Here is a 20980-nt window from a genome sequence, read left to right as displayed (position 1 = left end):
GTGTGGGCGGTCAGCATAAGGAAGCAACAGCGGGCTGGCAAGACTCATGGCATGATGGCGGTGGTTTCATGATCGCCATAATGGTGCCGGGTCAGGGTCAGCAACAGGCTGGCCGCCGGGCCCGGGGGCGTGGCGCGGGGCAGCACCAGGTGGGTAAAGCGCTTGCGCAGTGCCTGGTTGGCCATGGGCAGCCGTTGCAGCGAACCGTTGTCGACCAGGGGAGCCACCACATCCAGCGGCAGCCAGGCAAAGCCGACGCCCCGGCGCAGCAGTGACAGGGCGTCGTGCAGGTGGTTGATGATCCAGCGTTGCTCTGCCCGCGCCCAGCCTTCCTCCTGCTCGCTGCCATCGGCCAGCACCAGTTCCAGCTCGGGCTCGAGCTCATGGGGGCTGATCTCCGAGAGTCGGGCCAGTGAATGAGTGGGGGCACATACCGGGACATAGGTGGTGGTGGCCAGGGGCAGGCTGGTGACGCCCGGGAAAGCGCGGCAGGCAAACACCAGATCGGCGGCCTGCTTGGCCACCACGGCCCGGCAGCCGGCGGGTTGTGCCTCGACCAGATGGATCTGGCAGCCGCGTGCCCGCGGCGCGAAGTCGGACAGGGCCTGATACAGCGGTTGGCGGGGCAGGGAGGCTTCCACCACGATACGCAGTATCGGCTCCCAGCCGCTGGCCAGCACGTCGGCCAGCAGCTCCAGGTCTTCCATGTCCTGGGTCAGCTTGCGCGAACGGCGCAGGAACACTTCGCCTTCCGGTGTCAGGAAGGCTTTGCGGCCTTTGACTTCCAGCAGTGACAGGCCCAGCCCCTGTTGCAGCTTGGCCACGGCATGATTGAGGGAGGACTGGCTCTTGTTGAGTTTTTCCGCGGCCTGGGCATAGCCGCCACAGTCGACCACCGCCTGAAAAATCCGCCACTGCTCTACCGTGCTTTTGGGACGAAACATGGCTGCTTGGTACATCCTTGTAGCAAGGGCCGGCAAGGGACGGCCCTCTGATTGATAGTAACAAGATTAGTTGTAGCCGATGTTGCACGGGCTGTCAGTTTATTGCTTCGCCCTGGTACGAGCCTTGTCCGGCTGGGCATCGAGCGACTGACCATTGATGTTCAGGCTGTCGTTGCCCATCAGGTACAGGTACAGCGGCATGATGTCCGCCGGTGTGCGCAGGGTCGCCGGATCTTCGCCAGGGTAGGCCCGGGCGCGCATGCCGGTGCGGGTCGCCCCCGGGTTGATACAGTTGGCCCGTACCCCGGTGTTCTCGAGCTCGTCGGCCAGCACTTCCATCATGCCTTCGGTGGCAAACTTGGATACCGCGTAGCCGCCCCAGTAAGCCCGGCCCTGCTTGCCCACGCCGGAGCTGGTGTAGATCAGCGAGGCCGGAGCGCTTTGCTTGAGCAAGGGCAGCAACGCCTGGGTCATCAGGAACTGGGATTTGACGTTGACCTGCATCAGTTTGTCCCATTCATCCTCGCCGATCATTTCGAAGGGGCCCAGCACCCCCAGCAGACCCGCATTGAACAGCACGCCGTCGAGACGACCGAACTGCTGCTTGATGGTTTCGGCCATGTCCAGGTAGTGCTGCCTGGTGGCACCCTGCAGGTCCAGAGGGATGATGGCCGGCTCGGGACTGCCCTGGGCCAGCAGTTCGTCGTATACCGCCTCCAGCTTCTTCACTGTTTTACCCAGCAGTATCACGGTAGCGCCGTGGCCGCCGTAGCAGAGCGCCGCCTGGCGGCCAATACCGTCACCGGCGCCGGTGACCAGGATCACCTTGCCATTGAGTAATTCGGGGGATGCATGATAGTCGAGCATGTGCCTCTTTCTCTAAGCGGAGTTCAAAGTGGCCAGATCAAACCAGACTCTGGTCGAGGATACCAGTGTTTGAAAGCAAAAAAGGCGATTGGTGTTCTCGCATCCGGCTTTTACAATAAGTGTCAAACTACGCCCTAAGGAGATGGCATGCTGGAGTTTTTATACGAATACGGCTTGTTTGCCGCCAAGAGCCTGACCTGGGTTCTGGCCATCGGATTGCTGGTGGCGCTGGTGGCCGGGCTGGCCACCAGGCAGAAACAAAGCGGCGACCAGCTGGAGGTCGAGGATCTCAGTGCCGGCCTGCGCCGGCAGCAGCAACGCTTGCAGCTGGCCACGGCGGCGAATGACGCCGAACGCAAGGCATTGAAACAGCAGTTCAAACAGACCGACAAGGCGGATAAAAAAGCCGGTGACCAGCGCAACCGGCTCTATGTACTGGAGTTCAAGGGCAGCATGGATGCGCACGAGGTCGGTGGCCTCAGCAAGGAGGTGTCCGCCCTGCTGCAACTGGCCCGAGCCGGCGATGAAGTCCTGTTGTGCCTGGAGTCGGGCGGTGGCCTGGTGCATGGCTACGGTCTGGCGGCGGCGGAGCTGGGCCGGCTCAAGGCCCATGGGTTGTCGTTGACGGTGGCGGTGGACAAGGTGGCGGCCAGCGGCGGTTACATGATGGCCTGTGTGGCCGAGCGCATCATCGCCGCGCCCTTTGCCATCGTCGGCTCCATCGGGGTGGTGGCCCAGTTGCCCAACTTCAACAAATTCTTGAAAAAGAAAGACATCGACATCGAGCTGCATACCGCGGGGGAGTACAAGCGGACCCTGACCCTGTTCGGGGAAAACGACGACCACGGCCGCGCCAAGTTCCGGGAGGAGCTGGAAGTCATTCACCAGCGCTTCAAGGCTTTTATCGCCCAGAACCGGCCGGCGCTGGTCCTGGACAAGGTCGCTACCGGCGAGCACTGGCTGGCTATCGATGCCCAAGAACTGGGCCTGGTGGATGAGCTGATGACCAGCAGCGAGTACCTGCTGGGGCAGAGCGCGGAAAAGCGCATCATCCGCTTGCGCCACAAGCCAAAGCTCAGCCTGAAGGACAAACTGGGCAAGGCGGCGGAAGCCGGCGTGAGCCGGGCCTTGATGAAACTCTATGAGGCGGGCCAGCGGCCCTTTGGCTGATTAAAAACGGGGATTGGGGATCCGGGATTATTATTACTTCAGTCCCCAGTCCCCGTTTTTAACTACCGCTGGAAGGGATAGACGGAGCCCAGTTGCAGTATCTGGGTCAGTTCGTCCAGGGCACTGCGGGACTCCTGCAGCAGGGCCGGATCGCGCAGGTCGTTCAGGCTCAGGGTATCGCGATAGTGTCGGTCCACCCATTGGTTGAGGCGACCAAACAGGGTGTCGTTCATCAGGCAGGCCTGGTTGGCCGCGGCCTGTTCCGTTGCCGTCATCGCCACCCGCAGCCGCAGGCAGGCCGGACCGCCGCCGTTGCGCATGCTCTGCTTCACATCCATGTAGTGCACTTCCCGGATCGGGGTGTTCAGGGTGAGCAACCGGTCCAGATAGGCCTTGACGCTGGGCGTTTCGGCACACTCGGAAGGCGCGATAATCGCCATGTGCCCGGGCTTGAGGGTCACTATCTGGGTATTGAACAGGTAGCTCTTCACCGCATCCAGCACCGGTACCTCATGGGTGGGCACTTCGATGAAGTGCAGCTCGGTAGCGGGCAGCTTGCGGCGGATCTCCTCCAGCGCCGCGGCGGTGTTGAGGAAGGCTTCCTGATGATAGAACAGCACGTTCTGGTTGCCGACGGCGATCACGTCGTTGTGGAATACGCCCTGATCGATCACTTCCGGGTTTTGCTGAATAAAGATGGCGCTATCGTTGTCCAGCTCGTGCAGCCGGGCGACGGCGCGGGAGGCTTCCAGGGTCTGCCGCGCCGGGTAGCGGCGCGGTGCCGGGGCACTCAGATCGAAGGCACTGCGACCGTAGACGAACAGCTCCACCCCGGCCTGGCCGTAGTCGGCACAGAGCCGGGTATGGTTGGCGGCGCCCTCATCACCGAAATAGTCGTTGGTGGGCAGCGCCTGGTGGTGACGGAAATAACGCTCGTCGGCAAACACCCGGCCGAGGATGCGTCCGGTCACTTCATGCTCGATGGAGCGGTGAAACTTGTTGGTCAGGTTGGCGGGAGTGAAGTGGATACGGCCGTCCGCGGTGTCGGCGCTGGGGGACACGGTGGCGGCATTGGCGGTCCACATGCTGGAGGCGGAGCAGCAGGCGGCCAGCAGCACCGGGTCTTCGCGGAACGCCTTTTCCAGCACCTGGGCATCGGTGCCGGTAAAGCCCAGCCGGCGCAGGGTATGGATATCGGGACGCTCCTGGGGGGCCAGTACCCCCTGAACCAGACCCAGATCGGTCAGCGCCTTCATTTTTTTCAGACCTTGCTTGGCTGCCTCTTTGGGGCTGGAAACATCCTGGGCGTTGCTTTGAGAGGCCACATTGCCGTAAGACAGGCCGGCGTAGTTGTGAGTGGGGCCGACCAGACCGTCAAAATTAGCTTCAAACTGTACCATTATATTGTCCTTTTAAATGGTGAAAAGGGCCAAGAAAATCCTGTGGGTTGCTATTATATGTGGATTTATTTGGAAGATGTAACCCATTTTTAACAACAGATTTCACCGAAACAATAACAATGCATAAAAAGCGGTCGAACAGGCAGCGGGCTAAAAAAAGCAGTTGATTCCGGCAGGCATGAGGGTGTTAATAAATAAATATAAATTCACCGAACTTTTTTCCGGCCCAGGCCCGGCAAGTTTGCTTTTTACGGCTTTTTCACTTATACAGCCGTCATCACCTTGCCGCCGGATTCCCCGAACGGGGCCAGACTTTAAGGATCTATACGCGCTTTATGAGCAAATCGCTGGTTATCGTCGAATCGCCCGCCAAGGCAAAGACCATCAACAAATATCTGGGTAAGGACTTTATCGTCAAATCCAGTGTCGGCCATGTGCGTGACCTGCCTACCGCCGGCTCCTCTACCGCGAAAAAAGCCGGTGGCCGCAAGGCCGACACCAAGCAGCTGAGCCCGGAAGAAAAAGCCCGGCTCAAGCAGCAAAAAGAACACCAGGCGCTGATTGCGCGCATGGGGGTGGATCCGGAGCAGGGCTGGAAGGCGGATTACCAGGTGTTGCCCGGCAAGGAAAAGGTGGTGTCCGAGCTGCAAAGCCTCGCCGAAAAGGCCGAGACCGTCTACCTGGCAACGGATTTGGACAGGGAAGGGGAGGCCATCGCCTGGCATCTTAAGGAGCTGATCGGCGGTGATGACGACCGTTTCAAGCGGGTGGTGTTCAACGAAATCACCAAGACCGCCATTCAGGAGGCGTTCAGCCGTCCGGCCGAGCTCAACCTGAACCGGGTCAATGCCCAGCAGGCCCGCCGCTTCCTGGATCGGGTGGTGGGCTACATGGTATCGCCGCTGCTGTGGAAAAAAGTGGCCCGGGGCCTGTCCGCCGGCCGGGTGCAGTCGGTGGCGGTGCGGCTCATCGTGGAAAAAGAACGTGAAATCAAGGCGTTCGTGCCGGAAGAATACTGGGATATCCAGGCCGCCTTGAGCAACGAGCAGCAGCTGGCGCTGGTCATGATGGTGGCAAAATACCGGGGCAAGGAGTTCCGGCCGGTCAACGAAGGGCAAGCCATGGCGGCGGTGGACGCGCTCCGGGCCAGCCGCTTCGAGGTGGTGTCGCGGGAAGACAAACCGACCCAGAGCAAGCCGCCGGCGCCCTTCATTACCTCCACCCTGCAGCAGGCGGCCAGTACCCGGCTGAGCTTCGGGGTCAAGCGCACCATGATGCTGGCCCAGCGGCTGTACGAAGCGGGCTACATCACCTATATGCGGACCGACTCCACCAACCTGAGCCAGGAGGCGGTCAACGGGGTCCGCGACTTTATCCAGGAGCAGTACGGCCCGTCCTACCTGCCCGAGACCCCCAATGTTTACGGCGCCAAGGCCAACGCCCAGGAGGCCCACGAGGCGATCCGGCCCTCGGACGTGGCCCTGGCGGCGGACCGGCTCGACGGTATGGAAGCCGATGCCAAGCGGCTCTATGACCTTATCTGGCGCCAGTTTGTGGCCTGCCAGATGGTCCCGGCCCAGTACGACAGCAGCACCATCACGGTGCAGGCCGGCGATTATGAACTCAAGGCGCGGGGCCGTATCCTGCGTTTCGCCGGCTGGACCAAGGTGCTGGCGCCCCAGAGCCGCAAGGGTGAAGACACCGAACTGCCGGCGGTACAGGCGGGCGAAGTGCTCAACCTCGACCGGCTTGAGCCCAAACAGCATTTCACCAAGCCACCGGCCCGCTTCACCGAAGCGGCGCTGGTACGGGAGCTGGAAAAACGCGGTATCGGCCGGCCGTCCACCTACGCGTCCATCATCTCCACCATTCAGGACCGGGGGTACGTCAAGGTGGAAAGCCGGCGTTTCTTTGCGGAGAAAATGGGCGAAATCGTCGCCGACCGGTTGCAGGAAAGTTTCGCCGAGCTGATGAACTACGATTTCACCGCCCAGATGGAAAGCAAGCTGGATGAAATCGCCGGCGGCAGCCTGAACTGGACCCAGGTGCTGGATGCCTTCTATGCCGAGTTCAGCGACGAGCTGGAAAAGGCCGAACGGCCCTCGGAAGAGGGCGGCATGCGCGCCAACCAGATGGTGCTGACCGATATCGATTGCCCGGCCTGTGGCCGCAAGATGGGCATCCGTACCGCCACCACCGGGGTCTTCCTCGGCTGTTCCGGTTACGCCCTGCCTCCCAAGGAGCGCTGCAAGCAGACCATCAACCTGATCCCGGGTGATGACTTCGTACTGGCCAACGATGACGAGGCGGAAACCGACGCCCTGCGCGCCAAGCACCGTTGTGCCAAGTGCGGCACCGCCATGGATGCCTATCTTATCGATGACAAGCGCAAGCTGCACGTGTGCGGCCAGAACCCGGACTGTGACGGCTATGAACTGGAAGAAGGCCAGTTCAAGCTCAAGGGCTATGAAGGCCCGGTGATCGACTGCGACCGTTGCGGTGCCGAGATGCAGCTGAAGAATGGCCGCTTCGGCAAGTACATGGCCTGCACCAACGAAGCCTGCGGCAACACCCGCAAGATCCTGAAAAGCGGTGAAGTGGCGCCGCCGAAGGAAGATCCGGTGCACCTGCCGGAGCTGCCGTGCAGCCAGTCCGATGCCTATTTCGTGCTGCGCGACGGTGCCGCCGGGGTATTCCTGGCCGCCAGCAACTTCCCCAAATCCCGGGAAACCCGGGCCCCCTTGGTGGAAGAGCTGGTGCGCTTCAAGGATCGGCTGCCGGCCAAGTTCCTGTATCTGGCTGAGGCCCCGACCCAGGATCCGGAAGGCAACAAGGCTGTCGTGCGCTTCAGCCGCAAAAACAAGGAACAATATGTGATGACCGAGGTCAATAAAAAAGCCACCGGCTGGACCGCTCATTATACTGATGGTAAATGGCGGCAAAGCCAGAAGGGAAAATAACAACGGCCAAACCGCAATAACGCGACCGGGCAGGCATGTCCGGTCAGCCATTCAAAATAACAGCACGAGTACGGCGCAATGAATCAGGGACGTTAAACGACCACAGGCCGGGCCTGTTTAAGGGGAGTGAATATGGATATTCATGAGATAAGACCGGGCATGATTTGCCACACCGCAGACGGCTCGGGTTATGTGCTGGAAGTCGACGTCAATAACCAGCTGGTCCTGTTGCAGCGGGAGGATGAAACCATCCCCTTTCAGGTGCATATCAGCGAGCTACTGGAGGAAACCGACTGAGTCGTACCACCGTCAGCGCTCCATCCATATCAGCATGGCAGCCAGATCCGGCTGCCACTGGTGCTGCTTCATCGATACCCTGTCCCCCTTCACCAGTATCCCCTCCTGCTGCAGGCGGTGACGCTGTTCATGCCAGCCTTCACTGCCTTTGGGCAGGCTGATCCGGCCCGAGGCCGCCACCACCCGGTGCCAGGGCAGGGCCCCGGTATCCTGGGTCCGCAGGATACGGCCCACCAGCCGCGCCCGGCCCGGCAACCCGGCCAGGTCCGCCAGCTGACCGTAACTGACCACCTTTCCCCGCGGAACCAGGGCCAGCAGGGTCAGTACGGCGTTAGCGTGGGGCGACACGGCTCAGGAGAAGGTACGGGTCATGTCATTGAGCCCCTGGGAGCGCTCCAGCAGCTGTTTGCTCGACGCCTCTACATGGGCAATCTTGCCCAGGTTGGCGGACGAAGCTTCGGAAATCTGATGGACATTGCGGCTGATCTCTTCGGCTACCAGCTGCTGCTGTCCGGCGGCGGCCGATATCTGCACCGTGATCCCCACGATATCGTCGATTTCGCCGACCACCCGGCCCAGGCTTAAGCTGCCGGCTTCGGCCGCATCCACACACTCCTGGCTGTGCTCCATGTTGGCGTCCATCATGGAGCGCCACTTGGCGAGGGTTTGCTGGATCTGATTGATGCTGGTCTGGATCTGCTCGGTGGCACCATGGGTGCGGGTCGACAGGGCCCGGACTTCCTCCGCCACCACCGCAAAGCCCCGGCCATGCTCGCCGGCACGGGCGGCTTCAATGGCGGCATTCAAGGCCAGCAGGTTGGTCTGATCGGCAATACCCTGGATCTCGTTCATCAGGGTACCGATGCGATCCGACTCCTGGGTGAGGGCAAAAGTGGCTTCGGCGGCGTGTTCGGCTTCTCGCGCCAGCGCGATGATCTTCTGCTTGGTCTGCTCCAGCTGACTCTGGGTCTGCTGGCACTGGTGCTGGGCTTCCGCCGCGTTGGCGGCGGCCCGCTGGGTATTCTGGGTGATTTCGGTGGCGGTGGCCGACATTTCATCGATGGCGGCGGCGATCTGGTGGGTATCGCTGTCTTGCCGGCTCAGATCGTCCCGGGCCCCGGTCATGGCCTGCATCAGCGAGCCGGCCAGGGATTTGAGCGAACCGGTGGCATCATCGACCCGGCCCAGTATGGTCCGGGTGCGGGCCTGCCACATTTTAAGGTGATAATCGGCGATGGAATGGGGTTCATCACCGGAATACACCAGCCGTGAAAGACTGTCGTAGTCCCTGCCCAGGCTGCGGAGATAGTGACGGGTTCCGAACAGCGGTTTGCGATAGCAGACGGCGAGCCAGGCTATCGGCAGCAGGCTCCACAGCAACTGCCCGGCGCCACCATTGAAAAAGGCCCCGGCCAGCAGCGCCAGCAAACCGGCCATCGATAGCCAGGGCATGGCCAGCTTCAGCACGGAAAACGAACCGCTCTTGCTTTGCTCTTGTTTCAGCAACTGGCGATAGGCCTTGCTGGCCCGGTCACGGGTCCGGTCATCGAGCCGGGTGCGTACCGACTGGTATCCTACTATCTTGCCCTGCTGATAGATGGGAGTGACATAGGCATCTACCCAGTAATAACGGCCGTCTTTACAGCGATTCTTGACAGCTCCACGCCAGGCCTGGCCGGCTTTGACACGATCCCACAGATCCTGAAACGCCGCCTTGGGCATGTCCGGGTGACGCACGATATTGTGGTTTTTGCCGACCAGCTCTTCGGGCTGGTAGCCGGCAACACGACAGAAGACCTCGTTGGCATAGGTAATGACGCCGCGCAGATCGGTAGTGGAAACCAGTTGCTCCTGGTCGCTGTAGGTGATTTCCTCATCAATAACGTTCTGGTTTCTTCTGTTCATCTGGTTTTTAGTTTCTGTTATCTGGTTATTGTTTATCGACCCCGGCCAGTCAAACTTGAGCAGGGCCCGGCCCAGGGCGTCAATATACGCGACTGAGCGAATAATTCACACGTCGGTATCCACTTATGTGACTGATATTTAACATTCGGGACAACACCGTCAGTCGGCGGCCAGGGCGATCCCTTCCCGCCTGGGGTCGGCACTGGCGCTCACCCGTCCCTGCTGCAACATGATGCCATGCAGGCCGGAATTGAGCTCGGTCAGGCGGGTCTCGAAGCCCAGTTGTTCCAACTCCGCCTGCAGGGCCTGGTTGCGCCCGCCCGGCTCCAGTTCCAGTACATTGCCCCGGTGCAGGAGATGCGGCTGGTGCAGCGCCTCCTGAATGTCCATGCCCCAGTCGAGCACATTGACCAGTGCGTGCAGGACATAGCCGATGATGCTGCTGCCCCCCGGTGAGCCGATGACCAGCAGGGGCTTGTCCCGATAGAGAACTATGGTCGGGGCCATGGAAGAGCGGGGGCGTTTGCCCGGCTCCAGCCGGTTGGCCACCGGTGCCCCCTGATGTTCGGGGCTGAAGGCAAAGTCGGTCAGCTCGTTGTTGAGCAGAAAGCCCTGCACCATCAGCCGGGAGCCGAAACCGTGCTCTATGGTGGAGGTCATTGCCAGGGCGTTTCCTTCCCGGTCGACGATGCTGATATGGGTGGTGGCGGCAAATTCGGGGGAGCTGTCCGGGGCCAGGTGGCCGAGCCGGGGCGCAGGTATGCCGGGCGTGACCTGTTCCAGGGCTTGGGAGCGCTCGCCAATCAGGCGGGCTCTCCCGGCCAGGTATGCCGGTTCGAGCAGCTCGGTGACCGGCACCGGCACAAAATCGCTGTCGGCGATATAGTGGTTTCGGTCGGCGAAGGCCAGGCGCGAGGCGTCGGCTATCCAGCGCCAGCCCAGAGGGGAGTTGGGGCCTAACGAGGCCAACTCCAGGTGGGAGAGGATACCCAGTATCTGCCCCAGGGCCAGGGTGCCGGAGCTGGGCGGGCCCATGCCGCAGACCTGATACTGCCGGTAGGGGGCGCACAGTGCCGGCCGTTCCTTCACCCGGTAACCGGTTAGATCCGCGAGGCTGAGATAGCCCGGCGGGCTGGCATGTTGCACCTTGTCCACCATGGCGGCGGCGATTTTCCCCTGGTAGAAGGCCGAGGGGCCCTCGAGGCTGAGCCGGGTCAGCAGGGCCGCCAGCAGGGGGTTGGTCTTGGCGCTGCCGGGCTGCAGCGGGCGGCCGGTATCGTCGAAAAAATAGGCGCGGGCGTCGGGATCCCGTGACAGTTGCGCCTTGTCCTCCGCCACCAGCCGGGCCAGGCGCGGCGATACGGTGAAACCGTTGAGGGCCAGGTTGATGGCCGGGGCGAACAGCTCCCGCCAGGGCAGGCGGCCAAAACGCTGATGGGCCTGCCACATCAGCATCACAGTGCCGGGCGTGGCCACCGAGCGGCCGCCGACCACCGCATCGAGGAACTCGAGCGGTCGGCCCTGTTCGTCCAGGAAGAGATCGGGCGGGGCGGCGAAGGGGGCGGTTTCCCGTCCGTCCAGGGTGAGCAGGCGGCCCGGCTCCTGCTGCCAGTACACCAGGAAGGCGCCCCCGCCGAGGCCCGAGGACTGGGGCTCGACCAGGGCCAGTACCGTCTGTGCCGCTATCATGGCATCCACCGCGGTGCCGCCCCGGCGCAGCATGTCCCGGGCGGCCTGGCTGGCATAGGGATTGGCGGTGACCACCATGGCCTTGTCTGCCGTCGCCAGGGGATTGCTCCGCCAGCCGGTGGCTGCTTCCGGTGCCGGGGTATCGGCAAAAGTGGGGGGGAGCCAGAACAGTACAAGCAACAGCAGGGGCATGGGCGGCCTCCGTGGAAGGGGATGCCAGCAAGCTTAGCCGGGGTTGGCGCCGGTCGCCAAAGGCATGGCTGCCAAAAAATGTTCAACTCGCTGAAAATTAAAGCAAATGGGCCGCAATAGGGAAAAATGGCTTGTATTGTCCGCCGGCCTGCCTATAATGCGCATCCATCGGCCGCAGCGCGGCTCGATAAAGCGGGAATAGCTCAGTTGGTAGAGCACAACCTTGCCAAGGTTGGGGTCGCGAGTTCGAGTCTCGTTTCCCGCTCCACATTCTGCAAAGGCGCGTTAGCAAAGCGGTTATGCAGCGGATTGCAAATCCGTTTAGTCCGGTTCGACTCCGGAACGCGCCTCCATGTTTCAAGCGTCTCTGCCTTGGCTGTCCAGCCACTCCTTGTCTACCCTGATGTACCAGGCACCATCCTTGCTTTTGTAATTCTGTTTGGCCCCCAGCTGCTCGCAATAGCGACCTCCCGTCAGCCAGCCCAACTTTTGCTGTGGCTCGAACGAGGCGTCCGGCCACTCGGTTCCCCATCGTCCGCGCTCTCCCTGTTCGCATAAAAAATGTTTGCAGGCGGAGGGATAATAGAGGCGTCCTTTCAGGATCAGGCGCCTTGTCTCGGGCAACAGTCCCTGGCGGGAGAGTCGCTCCCGAATTTGCGGATGCTGGCTGAGCCGAAGCTGGTGGTGGAGCATATGCTCAAGTTTGTGTCGCAGCTTGTCGCGAGGATTCACGCCCCTGGCATTGTCGAATGCCGAGCGCGGATCCGTGACCAGATAAAACTTTACCGCCAACTCCCAGTGTTCGATACGCTGTAACTGCTTGTCCCGCACAATAAAATCGAAGGCGCCCAGGGTGGTGCCGGCAACCACCTGCTGCCAGTTATACGCCAGCAGCTGAAAGCGGGAATGATCCAGCAGGAAAAAGTGCCAGAGTGCCTCGAAATACTGCCCCAGGCGGCGGTAAGGCCGGCAGTGGGCATGCAGCACCGCCGGTGCCGCATCAAGCTCGAACAAGCGTTCTTGGTATTCCCCGAGCAGAGCCCGGTACCAGCAGTTATCGGGAGACTGGGGGATGGCATGCAGCAGATTGGGGCTGGCCAGGGCCCAGGCCAGATCCCGTACCACGGGATCGGTCAGACGGCTCAACAGGTGACCGAGGGAATAGCTCATAAGTGACACCTTTTGTTTTACAATGAGCCAAACGTACGCGATGGAGCCAGCATGAACAACCTGGAACTCGAACGGCTGCTAAACCGGCAGCTCAATGTGGAAGCTATCAAGGATTATTGTCCGAACGGCCTGCAAGTGGAAGGCAAAAGCGAGGTTTGCCATATTGTTACCGGTGTGACCGCCAGCCAGGCGCTGGTCGACCATGCCGTTGCCCTGGGGGCGGATGCGCTCCTGGTACATCACGGCTACTTCTGGAAAGGAGAAAACGAGCGGATAAGGGGCATGAAACGGCGACGGCTCAAGACCTTGCTCTGTCATGATATCAATCTCTACGCCTATCATTTGCCCCTCGATATTGCCCCCGGAGTGGGTAATAACGCTCAGTTGGCGTCGCTGCTGGGTATTCGCACCACGGGGCCGCTGGAGCCGGGCAATGCGCTGTCCGTCGCGATGCAGGGAGTGTTGGATGATCCCTTAAGCGGGGTACAGCTCGCCGAACGGTTGCAACAGCGATTGGAACGGCCTGTGTTGCATGTGGGGGAGGCCGGTCCTGCCCTGATCCATCGGGTCGGTTTCTGTACCGGCGGTGGCCAGGGGTTTATCGAGCTGGCGGCCGAGCAGGGCGTGGATGCCTTTATCAGCGGTGAGGTCTCGGAACAAACCGTGCACGTGGCCCGGGAGTTGGGACTGCATTTCTTTGCGGCCGGCCATCATGCCACCGAGCGTTACGGCATCAAGGCGCTGGGGGAATGGCTGGCGGCGGAGCACGGGCTCAGGGTCAGCTTTGCAGACATCGACAATCCGGCCTGAACGGGCAAAAAAAAGACCAGGGTACATGAATACCCTGGTTTCGCAGCAGCCACACAGGCATAAACTGTCGTCGTTCCTAACAACAAAATGAGCAGTGGTAAGGGTGACAAATGAGTCACACTGGATGTTGAGTTCATGTTAACATGAAGTTAATTTGCTGCAAGTATTTTTTCATGGTCAGCATTAAAAAGACCAGCCGGACGGTTTAAAAGTGAGAGATAGAAGATGGTAGATGAAAGACTGAATGTCTTGTTGGTAGAGGATACGCCTTCCCTGGCGGCGCTTTATCAGGCCTATCTGCAGGATGAACCCCTGTCGCTGACGGTAGTCAGTAACGGCCGGCAGGCGCTGGAACACATTCGCCAGCAGCCACCGGACATTCTGTTGCTTGACCTGATTTTACCGGACATGCCCGGTATGGAAATCCTGCAATGGCTGCACCGGGAGCACCCGGAGGTGACCACCATAGTGATGACCGCCCACGGTTCGGTCGATGTGGCGGTGGACGCCATGCGCCTGGGCGCCCACGATTTCATCAACAAGCCGGTGGAGGCGGAGCGGCTCAAAGTGACGCTGCACAACACCATGAAGTTCCGCCATCTCAATCAGCTGGTGGACAGGTTCCGGCATGAGATAGAGCAGAAGCGCTTCCAGGGTTTTATCGGCGAGAGCCTGCCGATGCAGAAGGTATACCGGCTGATCGAGAACGCGGCTCCCAGCAGCGCCACCGTCTTTATCACCGGCGAAAGCGGCACCGGCAAGGAGGTCTGCGCCGAAGCCATCCATCAGTTGAGCGGCCGGGCCGAGGGACCTTTTATCGCCCTCAACTGCGCCGCCATTCCCAAGGATTTGATGGAGAGCGAGCTGTTCGGCCATATCAAGGGCGCCTTTACCGGCGCCCTGCAGGACAGGGACGGCGCCGTGATCCGGGCCGATGGCGGCACCCTGTTTATGGATGAAATCTGCGAAATGGATCTGGAGCTGCAGAGCAAGTTGCTGCGCTTTCTGCAGACCGGGCTGATTCAGCCGGTAGGCAGCTCCAGGCAGATCAAGGTGGATGTGCGCATCGTCTGCGCCACCAACCGGGATCCCCTGGTCGAGGTGGAGCAGGGGCGGTTCCGGGAAGATCTCTACTATCGCCTGCACGTGATCCCGGTGCACCTGCCGCCGCTGCGGGAGCGGGGAACGGACGTGCTCAGCATCGCCACCGCCTTGGTACGGCAGGCTTCCCGCGAAGAAGGCAAGTCCTTCGTCGGTTTGTCCGAGGCCACCAAGGATCGGCTGCAGGCCTACCACTGGCCGGGCAATGTTCGCCAGTTGCAGAACGTGATCCGCAACGCCGTGGTGCTGCACCACGGCGAGTGGATAGAGCTGGACATGTTGCCGGCACCGCTGGACAAGCCGCTTTCCCACAGTGCCGCCCAGCATGTGCTTGCCGATGCCGCTTCGCCACGGGTCATTCCGCTGGCGATGCTGGAGCGGCAGGCGATCGAAAGCGCCATCAACCATTGCCAGGGCAATGTTTCCCGCGCCGCCGCCCTGCTGGAGGTGAGCCCTTCCACCATCTATCGCAAGCTGCAAAGTTGGGGGAGGGAAGCATGACCGACTGGCTGAAGCTGCAGGCACGGTTGCCACTGCTTGACTCGCATCAGCTGCGGCGGCTTGAGCAGGATCTGGGCGCCGACGTGCTGGCCCGGCTGCTGGCGCTGTTTGTGGAAGATGGCCGCCAACAGGGTGCTATCCTCAGTCGGGCCTTTGCCGAACGGGATTATGGGCGGATGGCGGACTGTTGTCATAGCCTGAAGTCGGCTTGTGGCAGCTATGGCGCCCTGCGTTGTCATTTCCTGAGCGAAAAACTGGAGCAGTCCTGTCGCGCGCGGGACACGGACAAGGTGGCCGAGCAGATGCTGGCGTGGCAGCAGAGCCTGGATGCCACCTTGAGTGAGCTCGAGGCCCGGCTCGGTCGTGGTTGACAGGCAAAAAAATGGTCAACCCAATGGGTTGACCGAACTTCAGCGGGAGCTGAAGAGAGCACGGGATAAAAACGACTGTAATAGTATATGAAATTATCGTGCCAACTTTTCAACTCCGCGTATTGTCAGGCTTTTCGGCCCTGGCGGGTGTTTTTTGAACGATGCAGGGTGCGATTTTTTGCAATTTGAGAGTCAATTTTTTTGCGGTTTGCTACTCTGGGGCTCTCTGCCGTTAAGATAGATCAGGGCAGCCTCCAGCCTGGACTGTACGTCCAGCTTGCGCATCAGCGCCTTCATATGCACTTTTACCGTCCCCTCGGCGATGTTGAGGTTGTCGGCGATCTGCTTGTTGCTGAAGCCTTCCGCCAGCAGGGCCAGGATCTGGCGCTCCCGGTAGGTCAGGCCGGCCAGGTGCTCGGCCGACGCATGGCGCGGGGCTTCCTGCAGTTTTTCACTGACCGGCTTGTCACCGAGCAGGGCCTGCTTCAGGGCCGGGATCAGCGATTCGGGCTCGATGTCTTTCAGCAGGTAGCCATCGGCGCCCAGATCGAGCAGGCGCTGGGCATCGTCCTGGCTGTCGGAGACCGTCAGGATCACCACCTTGCCCTGGTAACCCTGTTGCCTCAGCGCCAGCAGCACGTCCGAACCCTGCTCCTCACCCAGGTTCAGATCGAGCAGGATCAGATCCGGGTTGATTTGTGCGGCCAGGCGCTGGGCCTCGGCACCGTTGTCGGCTTCGGCCACCACGTTGAAAGGACCGGCAGCGGTGATCCAGGTTTTGATCCCTTTGCGCATCAGCGGGTGGTCATCGACCAGTAACAGGGTGGCGGGTTGGGCTTGTGTCATGGCGTCGTTGCTTCTGTGAAATGAGAGAGTCGGTATGGTAATCGATCACCAGCATATGCAAAGCATACCGACAGGGCAATAGTGGCATTCGGTAAGCAATTTTACCCTTGTCACAAATTTTTCTTGATCTGAAGCTATGTTTTTACCTAAGGTGGTGGGTAGAAAACAGGATGAACTTAACGAACTCCGAGTCGGGTACACCTAAGTTGGCCCAAGGCCAATAGGGTTGCCAGACCGTTCAGCCGCGGCTGTAAGGGTAGTGATAGAAATGTCCCTGCCTCCCTCTTGGAAAGGTGTTTATGTTTGAATTACAGGATGCGTTCGCGCGCAAGTTCCACTATCTGCGGTTGTCGGTCACCGACGTCTGCAACTTCAAGTGCCAGTACTGCCTGCCCGACGGCTATAGGCCCGATGGCCGCAAGTCCTTTCTGACGTTGGACGAAATCCGCCGCCTGACCCGCGTCTTTGCCGCCATGGGCACCAACAAGGTGCGCATTACCGGGGGCGAGCCTTCCCTGCGCAAGGACTTTACCGCCATCATCGAAACCGTGGCCGCCACTCCCGGCATACGCAAGGTGGCCATGACCACCAACGGTTATCGCATGGCCCGCCAGGTGGCCGACTGGCGCCGTGCCGGGCTGTCCGCCATCAACGTCAGCGTCGACAGCCTGGACCCGCGCATGTTCCACCAGATCACCGGGGAGAACCGCTTCCAGGAAGTGATGGCGGGCATCGACGCCGCCTTCGCCGCCGGCTTCGAACAGGTCAAGGTCAATACGGTGCTGATGCGCGGCCTGAACGATGGCGAGCTGGGGCGTTTCCTGGGCTGGATCAAGGACAACCCCATCCAGTTGCGTTTTATCGAGCTGATGCAGACCGGCGAGATGGACGAGCTGTTCAGCCGCCACCATGTGCGCGGCGCCCTTATCAAGGAGCAGTTGCTGCGTGCCGGTTGGCAGCAGAAGGTGCGGGCCCACAACGACGGCCCGGCCGAGGTGTTCTGGCACCCGGACTATGTGGGCGAAATCGGCCTTATCATGCCCTACGCCAAGGATTTCTGTGCCAGCTGCAACCGGCTGCGGGTGTCCTCGCTCGGCAAGCTGCACCTGTGCCTGTTCGGTGATTACGGGGTTGAGCTTCGGGATCTGCTGGCCGAAGACGGCCAGCACGCGGCCCTGCAGCTGCGTTTACGCGAAGCCCTGGCCGATAAAAAAGCCACCCACTTTCTCCATCAGGGGCAGACCGGCATGACCCCTCATCTGGCCTCCATCGGCGGCTGAACTTCTTTCCCAGACCCCTTCCCGCAGGAGAAAGCCCCGTTTTCTCCTGCGGCGGTAGTATCCGGTTGATCCAGATCAATACTCCCTCCTTTGTACCCACTAGGTGGTATTCCTCCGCTTGCTCCCCCGCTAATACCATATAACCAATAGGTGATAAGCATCAGGCACACATCATCTTAACGTCTATGCTACACAGAAAGTTATGGCACAACGGGGGCTTATGACATCGGGACCGGACTTATCACGGCGGCGTTGGCTCAAGGGCGGATTGACCCCGGCCAGGCCGGAGAATCCGCTGCCTTGGTCGCGAGACTGGCTGAGCTTTACCGACGGCTGCGGCCGTTGCGGCGATTGTCTGCGGGCTTGCCCGGAACGGATCATCATCGCGGGCGATGGCGGCTTTCCGGTGCTGGACTTCGGCCGGGGCGAATGCACCTTCTGCGGCCGCTGTGCCGATGTTTGCCCCGAACCGCTCTTCGCTCCCCGTCAGGAGGCGCCCTGGCACCAGTTGGCCGAGTTCGGCCCGGCCTGCCTGGCCATCCGGGGCGTGCACTGCCGCAGTTGTGAAGACAGTTGCGAGCCGCAGGCCATTCGTTTCCGGCCGCAATTGGGCGCCGTGGCCCGTCCCGAGCTGGACGCGGAGCGTTGCTCCGGCTGTGGTGCCTGTGTCGCCGGCTGTCCGGCGGCCGCCATCAAGATTTTGAGTCAGGAGCAAGCATGAGCAAAGCGAATGAATGGCACATCGCCAGCCTGGTGGTCTATTGCCGTCCCGAACTGATGGGGACGGCGCTGGAAGCCATCAGCGCCATGGACGGGGTGGAGGTGCCGGTGTCGGGAGAGCAGGGAAAACTGGTGGTGGCGATCGAAGGCCCCACCCAGAAATCGGTGGTCAGCCGTATCGACCAGATAGCGCTGTTGGAGGGCATCTTGTCGACCACCCTTATTTATCATGAATTTGCTGAACTGGAAGCAGGTGAGGAGCAACAATGAAGCTGAGTCGTCGCGCCTTTATGAAGGCCAATGCGGTCGCCGCCGCCGCCACCGCCGCCGGACTGGCCGTGCCGGCCGGTGCCACCAATCTGATCACCAGCCGGGAGCAGACCGCCATCAAGTGGGACAAGGCCCCCTGCCGTTTCTGCGGCACCGGTTGCTCGGTGCTGGTGGGTTCCCAGGACGGGCGGGTGGTGGCCACCCAGGGGGATCCGGATGCGCCGGTCAACAAGGGCCTGAACTGCATCAAGGGTTATTTTTTGTCGAAAATCATGTACGGCAAGGACCGGCTGACCACGCCGCTGCTGCGCATGAAAAACGGCAAGTACGACAAGAACGGGGACTTCACCCCGATCAGTTGGGATCAGGCGTTCGACATCATGGCCGAGAAGTGGAAGGCCACCCTCAAGGAGAAGGGCCCCGACGGCATCGGCATGTTCGGCTCCGGCCAGTGGACCATTATGGAGGGCTACGCCGCCGCCAAGCTGTACAAGGCCGGTTTCCGCTCCAACAACCTGGATCCCAACGCCCGCCATTGCATGGCCTCCGCCGTGGTCGGCTTTATGCGCACCTTCGGCATGGACGAGCCCATGGGCTGCTATGACGACATCGAAGCCACCGACGCCTTCGTGCTGTGGGGCTCCAACATGGCGGAGATGCACCCCATCCTCTGGTCACGGCTGACCGACCGCCGCCTGAGCGCGCCCCATGTGCAGGTGCATGTGTTGTCCACCTTCGAGCACCGCAGCTTCGAACTGGCGGACAACGGCATGGTGTTCCATCCCCAGACCGATCTGGCCATCCTCAACTACATCGCCCACTACATCATTGAGAACGGCTATGTAAACCGGGACTTTATCGAGAAGCACGTCAATTTCGTCAAGGGCGAAACCGACATCGGCTACGGCCTGCGCCCGACCCATCCGCTGCAGCAGGCGGCGGCGAACCCGGACTCCGGCGCTTCCACCCCCATCAGCTTCGAGGAATTCGCCAGCTTCGTGGCCGATTACGACGTGGAGACCGTCTCCAAGCTCTCCGGCGTGCCCGCCGACAAGCTGGAAGCGCTGGCCCAGGCCTATGCCGACCCTTACGTCAAGGTGGTGTCCTTCTGGACCATGGGCTTCAACCAGCATACCCGGGGCACCTGGGCCAACAACATGGTCTACAACATCCACCTGCTGACCGGCAAGATCTCCGAGCCGGGCAACAGCCCCTTCTCGCTCACCGGCCAGCCCTCGGCCTGCGGCACCGCCCGGGAAGTGGGCACCTTCGCCCACCGGCTGCCGGCGGACATGGTGGTCACCAACGCCGATCACCGCGCCTACTCCGAGAAGATCTGGAAGCTGCCGGACGGCACCATCAACCCCCAGGTGGGCTACCACGCCGTGCTGCAGAACCGCATGCTGAAAGACGGCAAGCTCAACGCCTACTGGGTGATGTGCAACAACAACATGCAGGCCGCCCCCAACATGAACGAGGAGGGACTGCCCGGCTACCGCAACCCGGCCAACTTCATCGTGGTGTCCGACCCTTACCCCACCGTCACCGCCCAGGCGGCGGATCTGGTGCTGCCCACCGCCATGTGGGTGGAGAAGGAAGGCGGCTACGGCAATGCCGAGCGCCGTACCCAGGTGTGGTACCAGCAGGTGAAATCCCCCGAGGGGGCCAAATCGGATCTGTGGCAGCTGATGGAGTTCTCCAAGCGCTTCACCATGGAAGAAGTCTGGCCCGAGGAGCTGCTGGCCAAGGCACCCGAATACCGGGGCAAGACCCTCTACGAGGTGCTTTTCCGCAACGGCCAGGTGGATCAATATCCGGCCGAGGACTGCAAGAACGAGCTCAACGACGAGCGGGATCACTTCGGCTTCTATGTGCAGAAAGGCCTGTTCGAGGAGTATGCCAAGTTCGGCCGCGGCAAGGCCCACGATCTGGCGCCCTATGATGTCTACCACCAGGCCCGCGGCCTGCGCTGGCCGGTGGTGGACGGCCAGGAAACCCTGTGGCGCTACCGGGAAGGCTACGACCCCTATGTGGAGAAGGGCACCGGGGTGCAGTTCTACGGCCACAAGGACAACAGGGCCATCATCTTCGCCCTGCCGTTCGAGCCGGCGGCCGAGGTGCCGGATGCGGAATACAACCTCTGGCTGTCGACCGGGCGGGTGCTGGAGCACTGGCATTCCGGCTCCATGACCCGGCGGGTGCCGGAGCTGCACCGCTCCTATCCCGACGCCCAGGTGTTCATGCACCCGGACGATGCCCGGGAGCGGGGCCTGCGCCGGGGTGACGAGGTGGTGATCGCCTCCCGCCGGGGCGAGATGAAAAGCCGGGTGGAAACCCGTGGCCGCAACCGGCCGCCCAAGGGGCTGGTGTTCGTGCCCTGGTTCGACGAGAACCAGCTGATCAACCGCCTGACCCTGGACGCCACCTGCCCGCTCTCGAAAGAGACCGACTTCAAGAAGTGCGCGGTCAAGGTGATGAAGGCATAAG

18 protein-coding genes, 2 tRNA genes and 1 riboswitch are annotated in these 20980 nt (G+C 61.4%); of the genes, 12 read left to right on the top strand and 8 right to left on the bottom strand.

Annotation, left to right across the window (positions count from 1 at the left end; genetic code table 11):
* Positions 1–44: 44 nt before the first annotated feature.
* The gene (locus tag JKV55_RS11345) at positions 45–944 is read right to left on the bottom strand and encodes a LysR family transcriptional regulator (RefSeq protein ID WP_202085341.1); all 900 of its coding nucleotides are present in this window, start codon (positions 942–944) and stop codon (positions 45–47) included.
* A 99-nt stretch (positions 945–1043) separates the two neighbouring features.
* Positions 1044–1811 (bottom strand): YciK family oxidoreductase, encoded by a 768-nt coding sequence (locus JKV55_RS11340; RefSeq protein WP_202085339.1) that lies wholly within the window; start codon positions 1809–1811, stop codon positions 1044–1046.
* A gap of 150 nt (positions 1812–1961) precedes the next feature.
* Between JKV55_RS11340 and sohB the strand changes: the two genes are divergently transcribed.
* Positions 1962–2981, top strand: a complete 1020-nt coding sequence (gene sohB / locus JKV55_RS11335) for a protease SohB (protein WP_202086842.1) — start codon at positions 1962–1964, stop codon at positions 2979–2981.
* A gap of 62 nt (positions 2982–3043) precedes the next feature.
* On the opposite strand, the gene astB is transcribed toward sohB, so the two are convergent.
* Positions 3044–4381 carry an N-succinylarginine dihydrolase gene (astB, locus tag JKV55_RS11330; protein WP_202085337.1) on the bottom strand — a complete coding sequence of 446 codons (1338 nt, stop codon included), beginning with the start codon at positions 4379–4381 and terminating at the stop codon, positions 3044–3046.
* Between the two features lie 335 nt (positions 4382–4716).
* Here astB and topA point away from each other — a divergent pair, with 335 nt between their 5' ends.
* Complete coding sequence (gene topA / locus JKV55_RS11325) at positions 4717–7341, top strand: type I DNA topoisomerase (protein WP_202085335.1); 2625 nt, start codon at positions 4717–4719, stop codon at positions 7339–7341.
* Between the two features lie 132 nt (positions 7342–7473).
* Positions 7474–7638: a hypothetical protein gene (locus JKV55_RS11320; RefSeq protein ID WP_202085333.1), complete on the top strand. Its 165-nt coding sequence runs from the start codon at positions 7474–7476 to the stop codon at positions 7636–7638.
* 12 nt (positions 7639–7650) lie between these two features.
* On the opposite strand, the gene JKV55_RS11315 is transcribed toward JKV55_RS11320, so the two are convergent.
* The 3 genes from JKV55_RS11315 to ggt all read right to left on the bottom strand — a co-directional run bounded on the left by JKV55_RS11315 (position 7651) and on the right by ggt (position 11424).
* Positions 7651–7986 carry an MGMT family protein gene (locus JKV55_RS11315; protein WP_202085332.1) on the bottom strand — a complete coding sequence of 112 codons (336 nt, stop codon included), beginning with the start codon at positions 7984–7986 and terminating at the stop codon, positions 7651–7653.
* Positions 7987–7989: 3 nt separating this feature from the next.
* Entirely contained in the window at positions 7990–9543 is a 1554-nt protein-coding gene (locus JKV55_RS11310; protein WP_202085330.1) for a methyl-accepting chemotaxis protein, read from the bottom strand.
* A gap of 159 nt (positions 9544–9702) precedes the next feature.
* Positions 9703–11424, bottom strand: a complete 1722-nt coding sequence (gene ggt, locus JKV55_RS11305; protein WP_202085328.1) for a gamma-glutamyltransferase — start codon at positions 11422–11424, stop codon at positions 9703–9705.
* A gap of 192 nt (positions 11425–11616) precedes the next feature.
* Between ggt and JKV55_RS11300 the strand changes: the two genes are divergently transcribed.
* Both JKV55_RS11300 and JKV55_RS11295 read left to right on the top strand, forming a co-directional pair.
* A tRNA-Gly gene (locus JKV55_RS11300) sits at positions 11617–11692 on the top strand.
* Positions 11693–11703: 11 nt separating this feature from the next.
* Positions 11704–11777, top strand: a tRNA-Cys gene (locus tag JKV55_RS11295).
* Positions 11778–11781: 4 nt separating this feature from the next.
* Here the strand turns inward: JKV55_RS11295 and JKV55_RS11290 are convergent.
* Positions 11782–12594: a DUF1853 family protein gene (locus JKV55_RS11290; RefSeq protein WP_202085327.1), complete on the bottom strand. Its 813-nt coding sequence runs from the start codon at positions 12592–12594 to the stop codon at positions 11782–11784.
* A 51-nt stretch (positions 12595–12645) separates the two neighbouring features.
* Here JKV55_RS11290 and JKV55_RS11285 point away from each other — a divergent pair, with 51 nt between their 5' ends.
* From JKV55_RS11285 to JKV55_RS11275, 3 genes are all read left to right on the top strand, one after another.
* Entirely contained in the window at positions 12646–13404 is a 759-nt protein-coding gene (locus JKV55_RS11285; protein WP_202085325.1) for a Nif3-like dinuclear metal center hexameric protein, read from the top strand.
* A 225-nt stretch (positions 13405–13629) separates the two neighbouring features.
* Entirely contained in the window at positions 13630–15006 is a 1377-nt protein-coding gene (locus tag JKV55_RS11280; protein ID WP_202085317.1) for a sigma-54-dependent transcriptional regulator, read from the top strand.
* Entirely contained in the window at positions 15003–15377 is a 375-nt protein-coding gene (locus JKV55_RS11275) for an Hpt domain-containing protein (RefSeq protein WP_202085315.1), read from the top strand. The genes JKV55_RS11280 and JKV55_RS11275 overlap by 4 nt, the downstream gene beginning before the upstream one ends.
* A gap of 192 nt (positions 15378–15569) precedes the next feature.
* Here JKV55_RS11275 and JKV55_RS11270 read toward each other — a convergent pair whose 3' ends face one another.
* Positions 15570–16223 carry a response regulator gene (locus tag JKV55_RS11270; RefSeq protein ID WP_202085313.1) on the bottom strand — a complete coding sequence of 218 codons (654 nt, stop codon included), beginning with the start codon at positions 16221–16223 and terminating at the stop codon, positions 15570–15572.
* A gap of 173 nt (positions 16224–16396) precedes the next feature.
* Positions 16397–16535: riboswitch (molybdenum cofactor riboswitch) on the top strand.
* Here JKV55_RS11270 and moaA point away from each other — a divergent pair.
* The 4 genes from moaA (at position 16523) to napA (ending at position 20979) form a co-directional block, all read left to right on the top strand.
* Complete coding sequence (moaA, locus tag JKV55_RS11265) at positions 16523–17503, top strand: GTP 3',8-cyclase MoaA (RefSeq protein WP_202085312.1); 981 nt, start codon at positions 16523–16525, stop codon at positions 17501–17503. Its footprint overlaps the riboswitch before it by 13 nt.
* 220 nt (positions 17504–17723) lie before the next feature.
* Positions 17724–18224, top strand: coding sequence for a ferredoxin-type protein NapF (gene napF / locus JKV55_RS11260; protein WP_202085311.1), 501 nt, complete (start codon positions 17724–17726; stop codon positions 18222–18224).
* Positions 18221–18493, top strand: a complete 273-nt coding sequence (locus JKV55_RS11255; RefSeq protein WP_202085310.1) for a chaperone NapD — start codon at positions 18221–18223, stop codon at positions 18491–18493. The genes napF and JKV55_RS11255 overlap by 4 nt, the downstream gene beginning before the upstream one ends.
* Positions 18490–20979: a nitrate reductase catalytic subunit NapA gene (gene napA / locus JKV55_RS11250; RefSeq protein ID WP_202085309.1), complete on the top strand. Its 2490-nt coding sequence runs from the start codon at positions 18490–18492 to the stop codon at positions 20977–20979. The genes JKV55_RS11255 and napA overlap by 4 nt, the downstream gene beginning before the upstream one ends.
* The last annotated feature ends 1 nt before the right edge of the window (position 20980 follow it).

It is taken from the genome of Zobellella iuensis (assembly GCF_016746085.1).
Taxonomy (GTDB): domain Bacteria; phylum Pseudomonadota; class Gammaproteobacteria; order Enterobacterales; family Aeromonadaceae; genus Oceanimonas; species Oceanimonas iuensis.
The sequence above is the reverse complement of the archived record's forward strand: the minus strand, read 5'-3'. Positions and strand labels throughout refer to the sequence as shown.